12 protein-coding genes, 1 tRNA gene and 1 other annotated feature are annotated in these 16667 nt (G+C 43.5%); of the genes, 7 read left to right on the top strand and 6 right to left on the bottom strand.

Going from position 1 to position 16667, the window contains the following annotated elements:
* Window positions 1-36: 36 nt before the first annotated feature.
* Together JMV76_RS10355 and JMV76_RS10360 are read right to left on the bottom strand one after the other, a co-directional pair.
* Window positions 37-109, bottom strand: a tRNA-Arg gene (locus JMV76_RS10355).
* A gap of 134 nt (window positions 110-243) precedes the next feature.
* Complete coding sequence (locus tag JMV76_RS10360; protein WP_201502620.1) at window positions 244-1458, bottom strand: IS256 family transposase; 1215 nt, start codon at window positions 1456-1458, stop codon at window positions 244-246.
* A gap of 496 nt (window positions 1459-1954) precedes the next feature.
* On the opposite strand from JMV76_RS10360, the gene JMV76_RS10365 reads away from it, so the two are divergent.
* The 3 genes from JMV76_RS10365 (at window position 1955) to JMV76_RS10375 (ending at window position 6347) form a co-directional block, all read left to right on the top strand.
* Entirely contained in the window at window positions 1955-2545 is a 591-nt protein-coding gene (locus JMV76_RS10365) for a hypothetical protein (RefSeq protein WP_201502621.1), read from the top strand.
* A 477-nt stretch (window positions 2546-3022) separates the two neighbouring features.
* Entirely contained in the window at window positions 3023-5326 is a 2304-nt protein-coding gene (locus tag JMV76_RS10370) for a TonB-dependent receptor (protein WP_201502622.1), read from the top strand.
* Between the two features lie 88 nt (window positions 5327-5414).
* Window positions 5415-6347, top strand: a complete 933-nt coding sequence (locus JMV76_RS10375; RefSeq protein ID WP_201502623.1) for a sulfite exporter TauE/SafE family protein — start codon at window positions 5415-5417, stop codon at window positions 6345-6347.
* Window positions 6348-6422: 75 nt separating this feature from the next.
* Here the strand turns inward: JMV76_RS10375 and JMV76_RS10380 are convergent, their stop codons facing one another.
* Both JMV76_RS10380 and JMV76_RS10385 read right to left on the bottom strand, forming a co-directional pair.
* Window positions 6423-7361, bottom strand: coding sequence for a response regulator (locus JMV76_RS10380; RefSeq protein WP_201502624.1), 939 nt, complete (start codon window positions 7359-7361; stop codon window positions 6423-6425).
* Between the two features lie 33 nt (window positions 7362-7394).
* On the bottom strand, window positions 7395-9563 hold the full coding sequence (locus JMV76_RS10385) for a PAS domain-containing sensor histidine kinase (protein ID WP_227690306.1): 2169 nt from the start codon (window positions 9561-9563) through the stop codon (window positions 7395-7397).
* 17 nt (window positions 9564-9580) lie between these two features.
* On the opposite strand from JMV76_RS10385, the gene JMV76_RS10390 reads away from it, so the two are divergent.
* A protein-coding gene (locus JMV76_RS10390; RefSeq protein ID WP_201502625.1) for an IS3 family transposase occupies window positions 9581-10799 on the top strand; the annotation gives its coding sequence in 2 pieces (ribosomal slippage) (window positions 9581-9861 and window positions 9860-10799; 1221 coding nt in all).
* Window positions 9855-9971: a sequence feature (AL1L pseudoknot), on the top strand. It overlaps the preceding gene by 117 nt.
* 10 nt (window positions 10800-10809) lie before the next feature.
* On the opposite strand, the gene JMV76_RS10395 is transcribed toward JMV76_RS10390, so the two are convergent.
* Window positions 10810-11064, bottom strand: coding sequence for a hypothetical protein (locus JMV76_RS10395; RefSeq protein ID WP_201502626.1), 255 nt, complete (start codon window positions 11062-11064; stop codon window positions 10810-10812).
* Window positions 11065-11695: 631 nt separating this feature from the next.
* Here JMV76_RS10395 and JMV76_RS10400 point away from each other — a divergent pair.
* The gene (locus JMV76_RS10400) at window positions 11696-12085 is read left to right on the top strand and encodes a hypothetical protein (RefSeq protein WP_201502627.1); all 390 of its coding nucleotides are present in this window, start codon (window positions 11696-11698) and stop codon (window positions 12083-12085) included.
* 292 nt (window positions 12086-12377) lie between these two features.
* A complete protein-coding gene (locus JMV76_RS10405) occupies window positions 12378-14312 on the top strand; it encodes an oleate hydratase (protein ID WP_201502628.1) in 1935 nt (644 codons plus the stop codon).
* Between the two features lie 141 nt (window positions 14313-14453).
* Here JMV76_RS10405 and JMV76_RS10410 read toward each other — a convergent pair whose 3' ends face one another.
* Window positions 14454-15350: a LysR family transcriptional regulator gene (locus tag JMV76_RS10410; protein ID WP_201502629.1), complete on the bottom strand. Its 897-nt coding sequence runs from the start codon at window positions 15348-15350 to the stop codon at window positions 14454-14456.
* Window positions 15351-15528: 178 nt separating this feature from the next.
* Between JMV76_RS10410 and JMV76_RS10415 the strand changes: the two genes are divergently transcribed.
* Window positions 15529-16656 carry an alkene reductase gene (locus tag JMV76_RS10415; RefSeq protein ID WP_265090298.1) on the top strand — a complete coding sequence of 376 codons (1128 nt, stop codon included), beginning with the start codon at window positions 15529-15531 and terminating at the stop codon, window positions 16654-16656.
* Window positions 16657-16667: the final 11 nt, after the last annotated feature.

Here is a 16667-nt window from a genome sequence, read left to right on the forward strand (position 1 = left end):
TGAGGTCTTTTGATTACTTTTGACAATGTTTGATAGTGCGCCTACAGGGACTCGAACCCCGATCGATCGCTTAGGAGGCAACTGCTCTATCCTGTTGAGCTATAGGCGCATTTTGGAATAACATTGTAGGAAAAATCGCTCATAAAAGCAATCAACAAAATATAAAGATTTTATCATTACTTGCCATTACTCAAGGCGTCAGCGACATTCACGAGACCATCCCAAATTCTGTGTAACTGCCATTTAGATTAAATGCTTACTAATACGATCATCAAACATAATCATAAAGCGATTTAAAGCAGACGTCCAGTTACGAATGGGCATAGACCACTTTTTGGATGCCTGCTGAGTTGCTAAATAGACCACTTTAAATGCAGCCTGATCAGAGGGGAACACCTTACGCTTATTCACCGCCGTCCGAATCACACTGTTTAGCGACTCTATCGCATTGGTGGTATAAACCGCTTTTCTGATGTCTTTAGGGTAGCCAAAGAACACCGTTAAGCCCTCCCAGTTATTGCGCCAAGACTTAACCACGTGCGGGTATTTCTCGCCCCACACCTCATCAAAGTGCTCAAGATTGGCCTCTGCCATCTCAAGCGTATCAGCGCCATAGATGGCCTTTAAATCAGCCGCTACGGCCTTCTTATCCGTCCATGGTACAAACTTCATGGAGTAACGCACCATATGCACGATACACAGCTGAACCTGAGCGTTGGGATAAACGGTGTTGATAGCATCGGGGAAGCCCTTTAAGCCGTCGACACAAGCGATTAAGATGTCTTGTACTCCGCGGTCTTGTAGCTCAGTGAGAACGCCCAGCCAGAACTTAGCGCCCTCATTCTCTGATAACCACATACCAAGCAGCTCTTTTTTACCGTTAAGAGCAACACCTAGCGCTAGATAGATAGCCTTGTTGATGATCTGCTTGTCTTGACGTATCTTCACGACGATGCAGTCCAAATAGACGATAGGATAGATGCTGCTCAGTGGCCTGTTCTGCCATGCGGTGATGTCATCTAAGAGGTTATCCGTGACTCTTGAGACAAGAGAGCTTGATATATCAACGTCGTAGATGTCTTTGATGGTTTCGACAATTTCAGTGGTGGTTTGACCCTTGGCATAAAACATGATTATTTTATCATCAAGGCCACTGATACGGGTTTGATGCTTACGCACTAACGCAGGTTCAAAGTCACCATCACGGTCTCTTGGGGTGGAGATCTCAAGCGCGCCGCTATCACTGCGGACGGTCTTTCTAGTATGTCCGTTGCGCTTGTTTGGCTTATCCGCCTCTTCATGCTTGGGGTAGCCAAGATGGTCTTCCATCTCAGCTTCAAGGGCAGTGTCGATAAACGACTGCATGAGCTGCTTCTGGAAGTCTTTGATATCATCAAAGCTTTTCATGCTACCAGCCATTTGCTCGGCCAGTTTTTTAATGTCAGATTGAGTAGTCATTGCTTATTCTCCGGTTAGTGGATTATAAGCAGTTACACAGTTTTTAGGAAAGGCTCTCGCTAGCACCATCAACATTGGTCACGTAAAACAAAAAATCACACTCCGCATTACATTAGCCTATCTTTTCCGCTGGGTTTTATTAGCTCTTTCCCATTTGCTTGGTTATCGTCTAGCTACTTCAGTCATATAGTCTTCTCAGTACAAGATGAATATACGTACATCAAAGTATAATATGACAAATTAAAGTACGGCAAATAGCAGGCTGAGCAAACATGACGACGCTGTGACCGATTTCTCTAGAATGCCCGATATATCTCTATACAAGACTTGTAAAGAGCATACCCCTTGTCTTAGAATGGCATTGTTAATGATAATGTCTATTTTGTTATGTATTCTTTCTAAAATGCTTTAAACTGACGTTTCAAGTTAGCACACCTCCTTACTTATAAATGTTACCTATGCATCATCAGCATGCTGGTAATACGATGACCCTATCATGTCTACTAAGCGCCGTAAGCTTGTTTTACGATATTCATCACCGGTAACGATGTGGTTCGGCATGTTGGTCGCATGTTTTGCTTGGATCATGCACATCACGCTGTTGCTCACACCTCTATGGGATGATAATGCCCACTTAGGTCATGGTATCTGTGCAGAGCTTGCACCGATTGTATCGGCAGCTAAGCAGTATGAGCAAATACAGACTGATATTGCGCAAACGAATCACAACATACCCATTGATAGTGCCGCCCGTCATTTACTTCATCATAATGCATCCTTATCTTTAGCATCGCCTGCGACCGTTGAGCCAGTCATAACGGTGGACGCCGCACCTTCGCAGGAAGCTTTATATAGCAAAGATAAGGTTGAAAGCTCTGAATCTAACCCTGATACCGTAAAATACACTGGCTGTGACCTTTGCACTGCCATGTCTGCGGCACTATTGCCAGTCGCTTTTACACATACTGACTCGGCTTTGATTGAGCTGTCTACTGTCTCAGTTACGTTTTTGTATCGCTCACATACCTACTCTCCTAGTAATTTTTTACGACCCCTCGCACGCGCTCCTCCAGTCACACTCACATAACTATCTACATAATTATCCACATTTATAGTCCAATATTTTTAGGGCGTGTCCTCATTTTAAAAATGGTGATAAACATGAGATAAATTGCCGTCAAACAAGGAAAGTAGCGCAAATAATATCGAGATATTAATAAGCTATTTGATGATGTTTGGCAAAATTTAGCCATTTTTAGCCCATTTCGAAAGTAATCGATTGAATTGAGGACACGCCCTAGAGCATTAGTGACAATGCTCTCAATCAACGCGCTCATTTGACGCTCTGATTGAGGCACTTGTATGCGTTTGCCTAAAACATTGCGCTCAAAACTGTGCTCATAATATTGTGCTCATAATGCTATCTATTTATATCGGAAAATATTCAGTAAGTGCCTAGTCTAAGTCCATAAGTGGCTTAGCTTACCTTGGCTGACATTGCCTCTTGGTAAAAACTGAATAACCGATTTCATAAAATATTTTTGCGAATTTCTAGGAAAAAAAGATGTCATCTTCATCAATGAATGCTGTACCTATTTTAAAACTAAGTGTTTTAGCCTTGTCTTTATTGCATATCAGTAGCGCTTATGCGGATTCCACAACCGTAAAGGCGCACCTGCCTACTACTGATGATGAGCCACATATTCAATTGCCAGAAATCGTCGTTTATGCGACAGCAGCGGATAAGCGCTCTAGTACCAATGCACTTGGAACAGCCGCCACCCTTGATCAAAAATTTATTAGCAGCAAACAAGTGGCAAGCAGTGATACGGCCACTATACTGACAAAAATACCCGGTCTAAATGTCCAAAGTGCCGGTGGCATCTCAAACTTGCCCGTGATAAGAGGCTTGGCGGACAATCGTCTGCGTATCTTAGTGGATGGCGTTGACTCAATCGCCTCCTGTCCAAACAGTATGAACTCACCCCTGTCTTATATTGCGCCAAGCGCTATAGACAAGACCACCGTCTATGCAGGTGTGACGCCTGTGAGTGTCGGTGGTAATAGCATTGGCGGTACTATCGTTGTCGAAACAGCAGAGCCTATGTTTTCAACGGATAGCGACATATTAACCTCAGGTGAAATCGGCACATTTTATCGTAGTAATGGTGACGCTTATGGTGCCAATGTATCTACCACAGCAGCAAACGAGCAGCTTAGCCTCACCTATAAAGGCAGCTTTGCGCAGGCGGATAATTATAAAGCTGGTGGTGATTTTAAATCTTATACAGAGACAGGGAACGCTGGTAAAACCTTAGCGAAAGACGAAGTTGGTTCAACCGCCTATGAAAGCAAAAATCAGTCAGTAGATGTGGCTTATAAGAACGGCAATCATCTGCTACAAGGCACTTATCTGTGGCAAAACGTCCCAAAAGAGTTATATCCAAATCAGCGGATGGACATGCTCGACAATCAGCTTGACCGCATTAATTTGCGCTACAAAAGCGAGTTAAATTGGGGGCAGCTAGAAGCACAGGCCTATCATGAAGATGTCGATCACTATATGAACTTTGGGGAAGACAAACAGTTCGTGTACGGTAATGCCAAAGGTATGCCGATGTACACCAGTAGCGAGACCATCGGTGCCAATCTTAAAGGTATTATTGATTTAACCATCCAAGGCACGCTCAATATAGGTGCTGAATATCAAGACTACACGCTCGATGACACGTGGGCGGCATCTGGCGACGGTATGATGTCGCCAAATGACTTTCAAAATATAAACAATGGTCAACGTCAGCGCATCAGTATCTATGGCGAATGGGAAAAAGACATCTCGCCTGACTGGAGCACCCAGCTTGGCGCTCGCTATGAAAACGTACGTACCAGTGCTGATGAAGTACATGGCTATCAAATCGATGGTCAAAACAATATGACCAATCAGCTGCGAGATAGCGCTAACTTTAATGCCAGTGACCGCCGAACCACTGATAATAACGTTGATATTACTGCACTCGCACGCTACGACATTGATTCACAAAAAAATCTAGCCTTAGGTCTGTCGCACAAAGAACGCACGCCAAGCTTATATGAACGCTATACCTGGTCCACTTGGAAAATGGCGGCCATCATGAATAATACCGTTGGTGACGGCAATGGCTATTTTGGTGATCCTAATCTACGCCCAGAAAAATCCAACACCCTATCTGCCACCTTAGACTGGCGCGGTACTGATGATAGCTGGGGCGTCAAAGCCACTCCTTACTATTCAAAAATTGATGACTATGTCGATGCCGTACAGTGGAACCCCATGGCAAACACAGCAGCTAGCACTCAAACAGCGAATCAATATAATGTGCTGCGCTATACCAACCAAGATGCTGAGATATATGGCATAGATATCTCAGCCAATCGGCAGCTGGCAGCAAATGCTTGGGGGTACTGGAATATGGTAGGCTCCTTAAGCTATACCAAAGGGAAAAATAAAGACAGCGGCTCAGACTTATATAACATCATGCCATTCAATGGCAGTGTTGCCCTGAATCGGGAAAATAACGGTTGGACAAACCAAATCGAAGTGGTGGGCATCGCGGCTAAAAATGATATCTCAATCCCTCGTAACGAAATTAAAACGGCGGGTTATGGTCTCTTAAATCTCAGTACAGGCTATCAGTTTAAAGAGGTAGCGATTGAGGCTGGTATCGATAACGTATTCGATAAAAACTATGCCCTACCTCTAGGGGGCGCATACATGGGTCAAGGCAAAACCATGTCGATGAATGGCGAAATAGGTAGCGGTTCTAACTGGGGTACTGCCGTCCCTGGCGCGGGTCGATCATTGTATGTGGGTGTCAACTATAAGTTTTAGGTGTCATTAAGATAGGTCATTAACTGACTAACATAACGATTAAACCTTCAACGGATTTTATTTATCTTATATTTTAGGAAGCATCTTCATGACTATGGCACTATTAATTGCAGCATTCTTAATGGGATTTTTTGGTTCGCCGCATTGCTTAGGTATGTGTGGCGGTATCGTCACCGCATTCGGACTATCGATAAAAGAAACCAGTCCAGCAAAAAAACGCGGCCTCATTGCGACTTACCATTTGGGGCGCTTACTCAGTTATGCCCTATTGGGCTTAATTGCTGGAGTGATTGGCACTACGGTATTGACCCCTTTAATGGTTGGCAATAGCACACCTCGCATTCTACTAGGGTTGGTTTTGGTATTTGTAGGATTAACCATGCTAGGGTTGCCTTTTTTGAACAAGCTTGAACGTCTTGGTATGCATTTTTGGCAAGCTTTATCACCTTTGCGGCAGAAAGTCTTCCCCTTAAACACCTTTCCTCGAGCATTGACGGCAGGTTTATTATGGGGGTTTTTACCCTGTGGTCTCGTTTATGGCGCATTACTTATTGCGGTCGTCGGTCATGACCCGCTCACAGGTGCCGTATTAATGTTTGTCTTTGGTCTAGGAACCGTACCCATGCTCGTCGCCACGCACGGAACGGTCAACTGGATGCGCAATCAAATCGGGCGTTTGCGCCTAAGACAAGTGAATGGCGCAATCATGATGCTATCTGGCTTAGCCGTCATAGCGGTGCCGATGGTCATGGCCAATATGCATGGTGGACACGGGCAAATGAACCATGAGCAAATGAACCATGAGCAAATGAATCACGAGCAAATGAATCACGAGCAAATGAATCACGAGCAAATGAATCACGAGCAAATGAATCACGAGCAAATGAATCACGAGCAAATGAATCACGAGCAAATGAACCATGAGCAAATGAACCATGAGCAAATGAACCATGAGCAAATGAACCATGAGCAAATGAACCATGAGCAAATGAACCATGAGCAAATGAACCATGAGCAATAAAAACGTCTCTCATGTACATAGGAGGCAATGATATTTTAAACTATGGATAGGGCATTCTTAGCGTGCCCTATTTTTTTATCTACTAATGCGCCAACCTCTGAATTTAGCAAAAAAACCTTTTAGTCTTTCAGAAAAGTTAAAAGCCTCTGACTCCGGCACTTCTTCAACATGATGACGAGCTGCCAGTATCGGCTGCTGCACCAATCTTTCGTGATGATCAAAAGCCCGATCAAGACTGATACTCATGATAGAGAAGTTAGTCGGACGTGGTAGACAGCGATACACCTGACCCTTGTTAATTAAATCAATGACCATATGAGCGTCTTTGAACTCAGTCAGCATCAGAACCATCAGATCTGGCTGGATATTTTTTAAGGCATAAACGATGGGCGTAATATTTTCTTTATTGAGAGTCGAATCTGTAATCGTGACACCAAAGCGTTTTTTTTGTAATAACTTTGCGGCCTCTTCAAGGTTACTCGCCCAGCTCACGGTATAAGCGCTCTTAAAATGACTTTTTATTTGTTGATAGACGCTCTCATCATCGTCTAGTACCAATATATTGCGATTGCTAACCGTGCCACTATTAACACGGTTTTGAGTTGCATCATTTTCCATAATATTTTTTGTGATTTCTTGCGTTTGCTGAGCAATTTCTGTGGCTTTATTAACGATTTTTTTAAGTTCATCATTTTGCCATGGCTTAGTGATATAGCGATAAATTTCGCCCTCATTCACAGAATCCATTACGGCATTCAGATCCGCATAACCAGTTAACAAGATACGAATAGTATTTGGTGAAGCTGCTTTGATGTCACTCAATACTTCCGTACCTTGCTTATCTGGCATGCGTTGGTCGCTGATGACCACTTGTACCTCATTCTGGCTGACATATTCCATTAGCTCAGTGGCATCGGTAGTAATAAATACGTCATGTGACTGGCGAAAATGCATTTTTAAGCTGCGCAATATACGCGGCTCATCATCAATAAAAGCGATTTTTGGTTTTTGCATGACGCTCTCTTTAAATAAGTGGTTGGAAGTCTCTCAACTTTCAAATAAGGCTTGCGAAGGTTTCTTTTCATGAACGATAGACTGTATCGGTAGCATGAGGGTAAACGTCGTGCCCGCGCCAACGACTGAGCTAACCTCAATGCGTCCACTATGTTGTTCGATGATTTGTGCCGTAATAGCCAATCCTAACCCTGTGCCATCGCCTGCTTTTTTGGTGGTAAAAAATGGCTCAAAGATATGCGTTAAAATAGGCTCTGCGATACCGACACCATTATCTATAATACGTACAACGATATATTGCTGCGCCTCATCGACAGACGAGCTGACTAGCAGTGTTCCTTTATGATCTGGCGGCATGGCTTGCGCGGCATTATTAAATAAGTTTAGTAATACTTGGTTAATTTGTGAAGGATTACACTGAATCGGCGGCAGCTCCGCTAGATTGGTATTGATGTCTAAGGTTTTTAAATTATTGCGAGCCATAATCAATGAGGTATTGATGCAATCATTGATATCGACATCTTTTACTTTGGATTCGTCCAGTCGAGAAAAGTCGCGCAAGCTGACGACCAGTTCAGCAATTTGGTCGACGCCATAAAGTCCATCTTTGATTAAATCTGCCAAATCTTCACTGACTTCATCTTCTTTAATCTCTTCACAGCATTGTAAAGTCTCTTCTATCAGTATCTTGACTTGCTCTTGATTGATAGTTGGCGCTTTTAACGCCTGCAATAATTGATCGGTATGCTGTAGCAATTCATCAAAACGCACGAGATTATCACCGACCAGCTCCATATTACTACGCACATAGCCTAGCGGTGTGTTGACCTCATGAGCGACACCTGCCACCATTTGGCCCAGTGTGGCCATTTTTTCAGAGCGCACTAGATGCACTTGTGAGGCTTTTAATTCATCCATAGCTTGCTGCAAGTCTTGAGTACGAGCAGCGACTTGTTTTTCTAAATGAACATTGATTTCGGCGAGCGCGCCTTCATTTTCGACGACGCGGTCAATCAATTGATTGGTTTGCTCGCTGATGATTTGAATCTCACTAACATTTGAGTGCGGCAGTTTATGCGCGCTTAATTGTTGATATTTTTTTTGTTCAATCAACGCACCCATATCAGCTACTGCCTGCGCCATATGCTTTAGTGGCCGTGTAAAGTAGCGACGAAACACCCAAGCGGTCAATAACAAAATAGGAATAAAACCCAACAGCATGGCTTGAATCAGTTTATTGGACAGCGCATTTGCGACGCTCATCATGTCATCATTAGGCTTGACGATGACCATTTTCCAATAAGTAAAGGGCATACGAAATACGAAGGCGGTAGCGGGCTGCTGCAATACCAAATCATTAGGCACAGCAATGGTATCGATTAGATGACTGTCGACCAAATTAAACGTTTGGTCGATATTTAACAGTAATAATGCAGAGAGTAATTTGGACTCTTGCTCACTGATTTTATTTAAGTTGGTCGTACTTAAAATACTACGTGCCGCGAGCGTATAACGACTTTCATCTTTGGTAATGGCCTCATTGATAAGCGTCTGATTAATACTATCTAAGCTACTTGCAATAGGGGCAAAGTTAGGATTACTCTTGGCCAATTGATGCGCCGTTACCATTTCACCTTGAGGATTATCCTTAGTTGCTTTTGTGACCATCGACTGATCTGGAAAAGTCAAAAATCGATTGTCCAAGTCCACTAAGAATACATAACCGCCCAGCTTATCTTGCCATTTTTTCATCGCCTCATCGAGATTATCCAAGAGCAGATTAAAACTCACCACCCCATCAAAAGCCTGATTGCGACTGTCATACAATGCCTTGGCGCAAGTCATCATCGGCTGATTGCTTTGCGGATCGACATACGCACGACTCCAGACGCAGTGGTCATGACGTGCGTACATCGCAGGAATGTACCACCACTCTCGATAATAAGGATTCGGCGTTTGGCGCACTTGATTATACTGCTCTAACGGCTGCATGTTGCCTGCGTCATCCCGCGCCCACACAAACGACTGGCGCTCTCGGTTTTGAGCGTACATATTTGGATCAAACCACACGCCGCCGCCCACAATTCGTTGATCGGTTTGTTGCATGAGATTGCCAAAGGTTTCTCTATAAAGACCGTCTTCTTTTGGCAAGCCGCCCGCCATCGCACTTGAACCGCCCCGGGATTGTCGGAGACTCAACATTCTGAGAGAATACGACAATGAAAAGACAAACCTACACTCCTGAGATTAAAGAACGCGCCGTTCGCATGCTCATTGAAGCGGCAGGCGACTACCCCTCTACCTGGTCAGCGATTCAAGCCATCGCCCCTAAGATTGGCTGCACGCCTGAAACCCTGCGCTCATGGCATAAAAAGCACATCGATCAAACCATTCCTGCCTCAGTGCAAGCGCAAAGTGATAAAGAACGCATCAAAGAGCTTGAACGCGAGAATAAAGAACTTAAGCAAGCTAATGAAATCATCAGGAAGGCTGCGGCTTTTTCGCCCAGGCGGAGCTCGACCGCTGACTAAAATCATGATTCACTTCATCGACGACAATAAACACCTTTATGGGGTCGAGCTGATCTGTAGAGTCCTACCGATTGCCCCGTCAACTTATTATCGTGTTCAAGCCTTAAGCGACAACCCACACAAGCGTTCACTGCGCAGTCAGCATGACGCCTATTACATCGGTGAGATTAAACGTATTTGGCGGGACAGCAAGTGCCGTTACGGTGCGCGCAAAGTCTGGCAGCAGATGAAAGCTGACGGGTTAAAGGTTGCTCGGTGTACCGTAGAGCGTTTAATGAAGCAGTATGGTATGCAAGGTGTCTGGCGTGGCAAAAGCAAGATTACCACCAACAGCCGTGACGACCAAAAGCGCGCTGATGACCTAGTCAATCGTAACTTTAATGCACGTCAACCCAATCAGCTTTGGGTAGCTGACTTCACCTATATAAAAACAACTAGCGGCTGGGTATATACCGCTTTTATTATTGACGTGTTTGCCCGTAGTATTGTCGGTTGGAAAGTATCTAATCGCATGAATACCGATATGGTTATGGCTGCGCTAAATCAGGCGATAGCAGATAGGAACCATCCCAAAGATGTGATTCATCACAGCGATCGAGGGGTTCAGTACTTATCCATTCGCTATACTGACAAAATGTGTGACTCTGGTATCATCGCTTCTGTCGGCACGACTGGTGATTCATACGATAATGCACTGGCTGAAACGGTCAATGGACTCTATAAATCTGAGGTAATTGACTATTTAAAGGAGAACTGGACTGGTATCAATGATGTTGAACTGGCAACCCTTGAATGGGTGGATTGGTTTAATAAAATACGACTGCATAGCACGATTGGTTATGTGTCACCCTTTGAGTTTGAAAAGCGGTATTATGATAATTTAATCCTGTCAGGCATGGCTGCCTGACTCAAGTAAATCACTCTCCGATATAGTCGGGGCGGTTCACACTGGTTGCCTTTGCCAGTCCGTCGACATGGCTGATATTCGCCATAATGCTATTAATGGCTTCGTTACCCGTTTCAACCACTGTCTCTGAAGTCATCTCCAGTATACGAGGCTTAGCTTGAGTCTCAATAACCCAATACACCATTAGGATAATTAGTAAAAAAGCCAATGCTAAAATAATCAGCATGCGTGTGGAAATACTACCAAGCCGACCAGCAACACTCATAGATAAACCTTATATTGATGCGTCTACCATCATCAATGAATCACTTAATGAATAAAGACATCAGTGATACGCAACCACCATTTATAGTGGGCTTAAGGATACGATGCCATCATGACAATATAATGACAAAAGTTTTGTTTTCTTATCTGTTGACCAGCACCTTTTAATTAACAAAAATTAGCTTGCCGTTGGTAGATACAACCTTGTACTCATTTAGCGCTGCTCTCTTTTTATCATCAATAACATCATGCAGCTTATTGAGCGCATAGCTGTACTATCAGCCATTGCAAGGCACAAAAAAGCCACTTATTTTTTTAAGTGGCTTCTTCATATTCAAGTCAGTATCTAATTTTTCTATTAATGTCATCAATATCTCTATGATTATAGAGTCTGCCAAGTTTATCTTGTTCTATACTGTGAAATTTTATACATATGTTATATTAATAATACTAATATAGAGGGTGTGTTTGTATTTTATATAATATCGCGGATCACCGTCACTTATCACTGATTGCAATGCTTGTCTGTTGTACACTCAAAGCTTGATATCACTCGCTCATACAGCTATTCAACTAACCCTAAAGAAAGACGCTCACAAAGTCTTTCTCTTTTAAATATTAAAGGAAAAGCGATGCGTCCTTTGTTTTTTAGTACTTTGTGCTTAGCAAGCAGTCTTTCACTAATGGCTTGTAGTAGTCATCAACCAACCACGGCAAAAGAATCAACAGCGGTCATTACCAATACGACAAAAGAGAACGCTGACGAACAGCTAAGCTTGGAGCCATCCAGCACCGAAGAACCGTTATCAGCATTCACCGCTTTTGGTAATACAGAAAAAAGTTGGCGCACAGTAATTGATGGCAACCAACTCAGCATTGAAGCAGATTTCTTGAAACCAACGACCATCGTTGTCTCTCGTTCGACCTATGCCGAAGGTGTGGAATACGTGAGTACCGTTAGCGGCAAGCCTATTATCATGAATATAAATAGCCAGATTTGTACCGATGATAATGGCTATTAAAATGAATTTACGGTGACGTTAACTTATGATAATAAAAGCTATCAAGGTTGCGCCGTTGCTGGAGCGTATGAAACAGCGCCTACATAATTGCATAGAGGTGATTGTGGTTAGCAATCATCATAAATAGCCAGCCATTAGCCAATGGATAACGCATAATTTGGCAAATAAGTACTTATATTACTTTCAACCGATGTCATTATTGTTTAATAAAAATACCCTATAGTCTGTCTATAAACCCTTCATTTTAGTCAAATAACCTTTTATACCTGTCTTACTAAATAAGGATGAACCTATGAAAATTATAAAGACTCAAACCAATAATCCGGTAGACCACGACACATTTATCCATCAGCCTGATGCCAGTAAAACCCGTGTAGCAAACATACCAGGCAAACGCTTACCCTTCCCTGATCAAGTTGGTAATTATCAGCGCAATATTGGGACGCCCACTGACGCTTATCAGGACAGTAAGGTTTATATTGTTGGGGGCGGTATTGCAGGTTTGGCCAGTGCTTATTACTGCATCCGAGATGGCAAAGTATCCGCTGAAAACATTACTATTTTAGAGCATCTTGACGTGGCAGGTGGCTCCTTAGATGGTAGCGGCAATCCTGAGACGGGTTATATGGTGCGCGGCGGTCGTGAAATGGATTTCACTTACGAAAACTTTTGGGATTTATTCCAAGATATCCCTGCTCTTGAAATGCCTGCGCCTTATAGCACCTTGGATGAGTATCGCATAGCAAATGACACCGATCCCAATTACTCTATTGCACGCCTGATCCATAAGCAAGGTGAGATAAAAGACTTCAGTCAGCTGGGATTGAGTAAAGTCAATCAACTCGCTCTGATTCGTTTGCTATTAAAACCCAAGGAAGAGCTAGACGATATCACTATTGAAGAATATTTTGATGACAGCTTTTTGAGCAGCAACTTCTGGACATTTTGGCGAACCATGTTTGCTTTTGAAAACTGGCACAGCTTACTTGAGTTTAAGCTTTATACACATCGCTTTTTACATGCATTGGACGGTCTAAACGACATGTCTGCACTGGTATTCCCAAGATACAACCAATTTGATAGCTTTGTTAAGCCACTACAAAATTATTTAAAAGATAAAGGCGTGCAGTTTCAGTATGACACGCTCGTTACCAATTTAGACATTGAGTTTGAGCATGCTGATAAAGTAACAGGCACCAAAAAGGTCAAAGCCATCATCACGGAGAAAGCGAATGAGCAAACCACCATTCCTATGGGTAGCAATGATTACGTCATCGTGACGACTGGCTCCATGACCGAAGATACCCGCTGTGGTGATGATAATACTGCGCCGACGCTGGACTTCACAAAAGACAGTATGGGGCAATCGTCTGGTTGGAAAGTATGGAATAATCTGGCTAAGCAATCTGCCGTCTTTGGTCACCCAGAAAAATTTAATCAGCATGTGGATAAATCTGCTTGGATGTCGGCGACTTTGACCTGCCAGCCGTCTGCCTTTATTGATAAGCTCAAAACGCTGTCTGTCAACGATCCTTATACGGGTAAAACAGTGACCGGTGGCATCATTACGATTACGGATTCAAACTGGTTGATGAGCTTTACTTGTAACCGTCAACCGCATTTCCCTGATCAGCCAAAAGACACGCTAGTCGTATGGCTATATGCCTTGTTTATGGATAAAGAAGGCAATTATGTCAAAAGACCCATCCCAGAATGTACAGGCAAAGAGATCTTGAGCGAACTCTGTCATCACCTTGGTATCCTCGATGATATAGAGAATATCATGGCCAATACCATCGTCAGAACGGCTTATATGCCCTACATCACCTCGATGTTTATGCCTCGTGCTAAAGGCGATCGTCCTGAGATAGTCCCTGATGGTTGTGTCAATATGGGTCTAGTCGGTCAGTTCGTCGAGACACATAATGATGTGGTATTTACCATGGAGAGCTCTGTTCGTACTGCTCGTGTCGCAGTTTATGAGCTACTAAACGTGCAAAAACAAGTCCCCGATATTAACCCATTACAATACGATATCCGTCAATTACTAAAAGCCGCGAATACACTCAACGATGGTAAAGGTTTCATCGGCGAAGGTCTATTAACTAAGCTTCTTAAGGGTACTTATTACGAGCACATACTGCCAAAAGCCAATCAATCCACCAACGGCAATGACTCAATATTTACTCAGCAATGGGAAGCAATCAAAGGGCTTTGGCATAAGTAGGTCTGGCATCAGTAATGTTAGTTTTGATAAAAGCAGCTTTGATAAAAAGGGCTTTAGTACAACTAATGACGAAAAATAAAAACGATAACGCTCTAGGGCCTGCTCTCATTTTAAAAACGAAGATAGAAATGAGGACATGCTCTAGTCAGACTTGGATAACTGCTGTAACTGCTCAATCCGCCAACGGTGTATACCACTGTGACTGGTACGTGGATGCCATGCTGCTATCACCTTAAATGTGGGTGGCAGGGCTTCCACTTTGAGCTCTTTAACCCGACTGTTTGGCAATAAACGCGAGGGATAAAATGCAATCATATCGGTTGTATAGAGGATATCTGGCACTGCAGAAAAGCTAGGAACGGACATAACAATGTTTCGTTTAAGACCTTTTTCTGCAAACCACTGATCATGAGAACCACGTAAGTTAGCGCGTGAAGGTGACACCACCAGCTGCGAGTGTGCAGCAATTTGCGCCAGTGACAGCGGCTCTGTTGTAAAACTATTATCGCAACCAGTAATGCAAAAATGTTGTTCTTCAAGCAGCGTCACATAAGCCAAGTTATCAGGGATAAATTCTGGGAAAGTAATCAGCAGATCAAGCTCGCCTGCCGCAATAAGCTGATTGATATTGTCTGAGGCAAAATCACGTACGATTAACTTCAAATCAGGCGCGTCGCGGCGTGTTATATGAAACAACTGCGGTAATAATGCCTGCGTCGCATAGTCGGTCGCGCTAATCGTAAATACGCCTTTATAAGTCTGCGGCGAAAACATATCTGGCTCTAACAGTGCTTCTAACTGCTCTAATATACGACTAATGGGTTGCTGCATCGATAGCGCTTTGGGGGTTGCCACCATGCTATTGCCTTGACGAATAAACAAACGATCATCAAACAAATCACGCAGCTTACGTAATTGTTCGCTGATTGCCTGCTGTGTCAGCCCCATTTTGCGCGCGACTTGTGAGAGATTTTTTAGATCAAGCAACGCATGTAGCACTCGCAACTGCTTGATATCAAGTCGGTTAATTCCATTCATAATATGTACCATTTATAATTGTATCTTAAACAACAAAATCCTGTTTCCGATTGTATCCATAAAACTCTATGCTTGCCAACCTTACTTACGCAGTAATAAAGCATCAAAACAAGCTCAATGGTTTAAACAATAACCCAATCTATTTGTTTTAAAAGAGAGTTTTATGGAACCATCTAATATCGATACCAGCCCATTATTTGCATCTGTCACACTTGGACCATATACGTTAAAAAACCGTATTGTCATGCCACCGTTGACACGCTCTCGCAGCACGCAACCGGACAATATTCCTAATGAATTAATGGCAAGCTACTATACACAGCGCGCCTCTGCAGGTTTTATGGTCACTGAAGGCACGCAAATTGAGCCAAGGGGTCAAGGTTATGCGTGGACGCCAGGCATACATTCGCATGCCCAAATCGAAGGCTGGAAAAAGGTCACTGAATCGGTACACGCAGCAGGTGGTATCATTTTCGCTCAGCTTTGGCATGTGGGTCGCGTGTCTCATACCAGCTTACAACCACAAGGCGCTCAGCCAATTGCACCATCAGCTATCACTGCTGACAATGTAAAAGTATTTATCGAAACAGCACCAGGTGCAGGCGCGTTAGCCGATCCTAGTGAGCCACGCGCACTCAGTACTGATGAAGTTAGTGAACTGGTCGCTATGTATGCGGCAGCCGCGCGCAATGCATTGGAGGCAGGTTTTGATGGCGTCGAGCTGCATTGTGCCAATGGCTATTTGGTGAATCAGTTCATCTCTGAGCATAGCAACACACGTGATGATCAATATGGCGGTTCATTGACCAATCGCTTGCGTTTCTTAAAAGAAATCGTGGCTGCCGTCAGTGAGGTGGTTGGCGCTGATCGCTTAGGCGTACGTTTTGCACCGCTGTTTGCTAGCACAGATGAAACTCGCGTGTATTTAGGGCTAGTGGAATCAGATCCACATCATACGTGTATGGAAGCGATTAAAGTACTTGAACAAGCGGGTATCGCTTATTTATCGATTGCAGAAGCTGACTGGGACAATGCCCCTGATTTACCAGAGACTTTTTATCAAGCGGTCAGAGCGGAGTTTTCAGGACGTATTATCTATGCGGGTAAATACACGACGGAAAAATCGGTTCATATGCTAGCTAAAGGTTATGGCGACTTATTTGCTTTTGGTCGTCCCTTTATTGCTAATCCCGATTTACCTGAGCGCATCGCCAATCATTGGCCACTCAACGAGGCAGATCCTATCACGATGTATGGTGGCACCGAAATTGGCTATAATAACTATCCTTACTATCAAAACTCTTAATACAATAAGGC

The sequence above is a fragment of the Psychrobacter cibarius genome, assembly GCF_904845955.1.
Lineage (GTDB): Bacteria > Pseudomonadota > Gammaproteobacteria > Pseudomonadales > Moraxellaceae > Psychrobacter > Psychrobacter cibarius_B.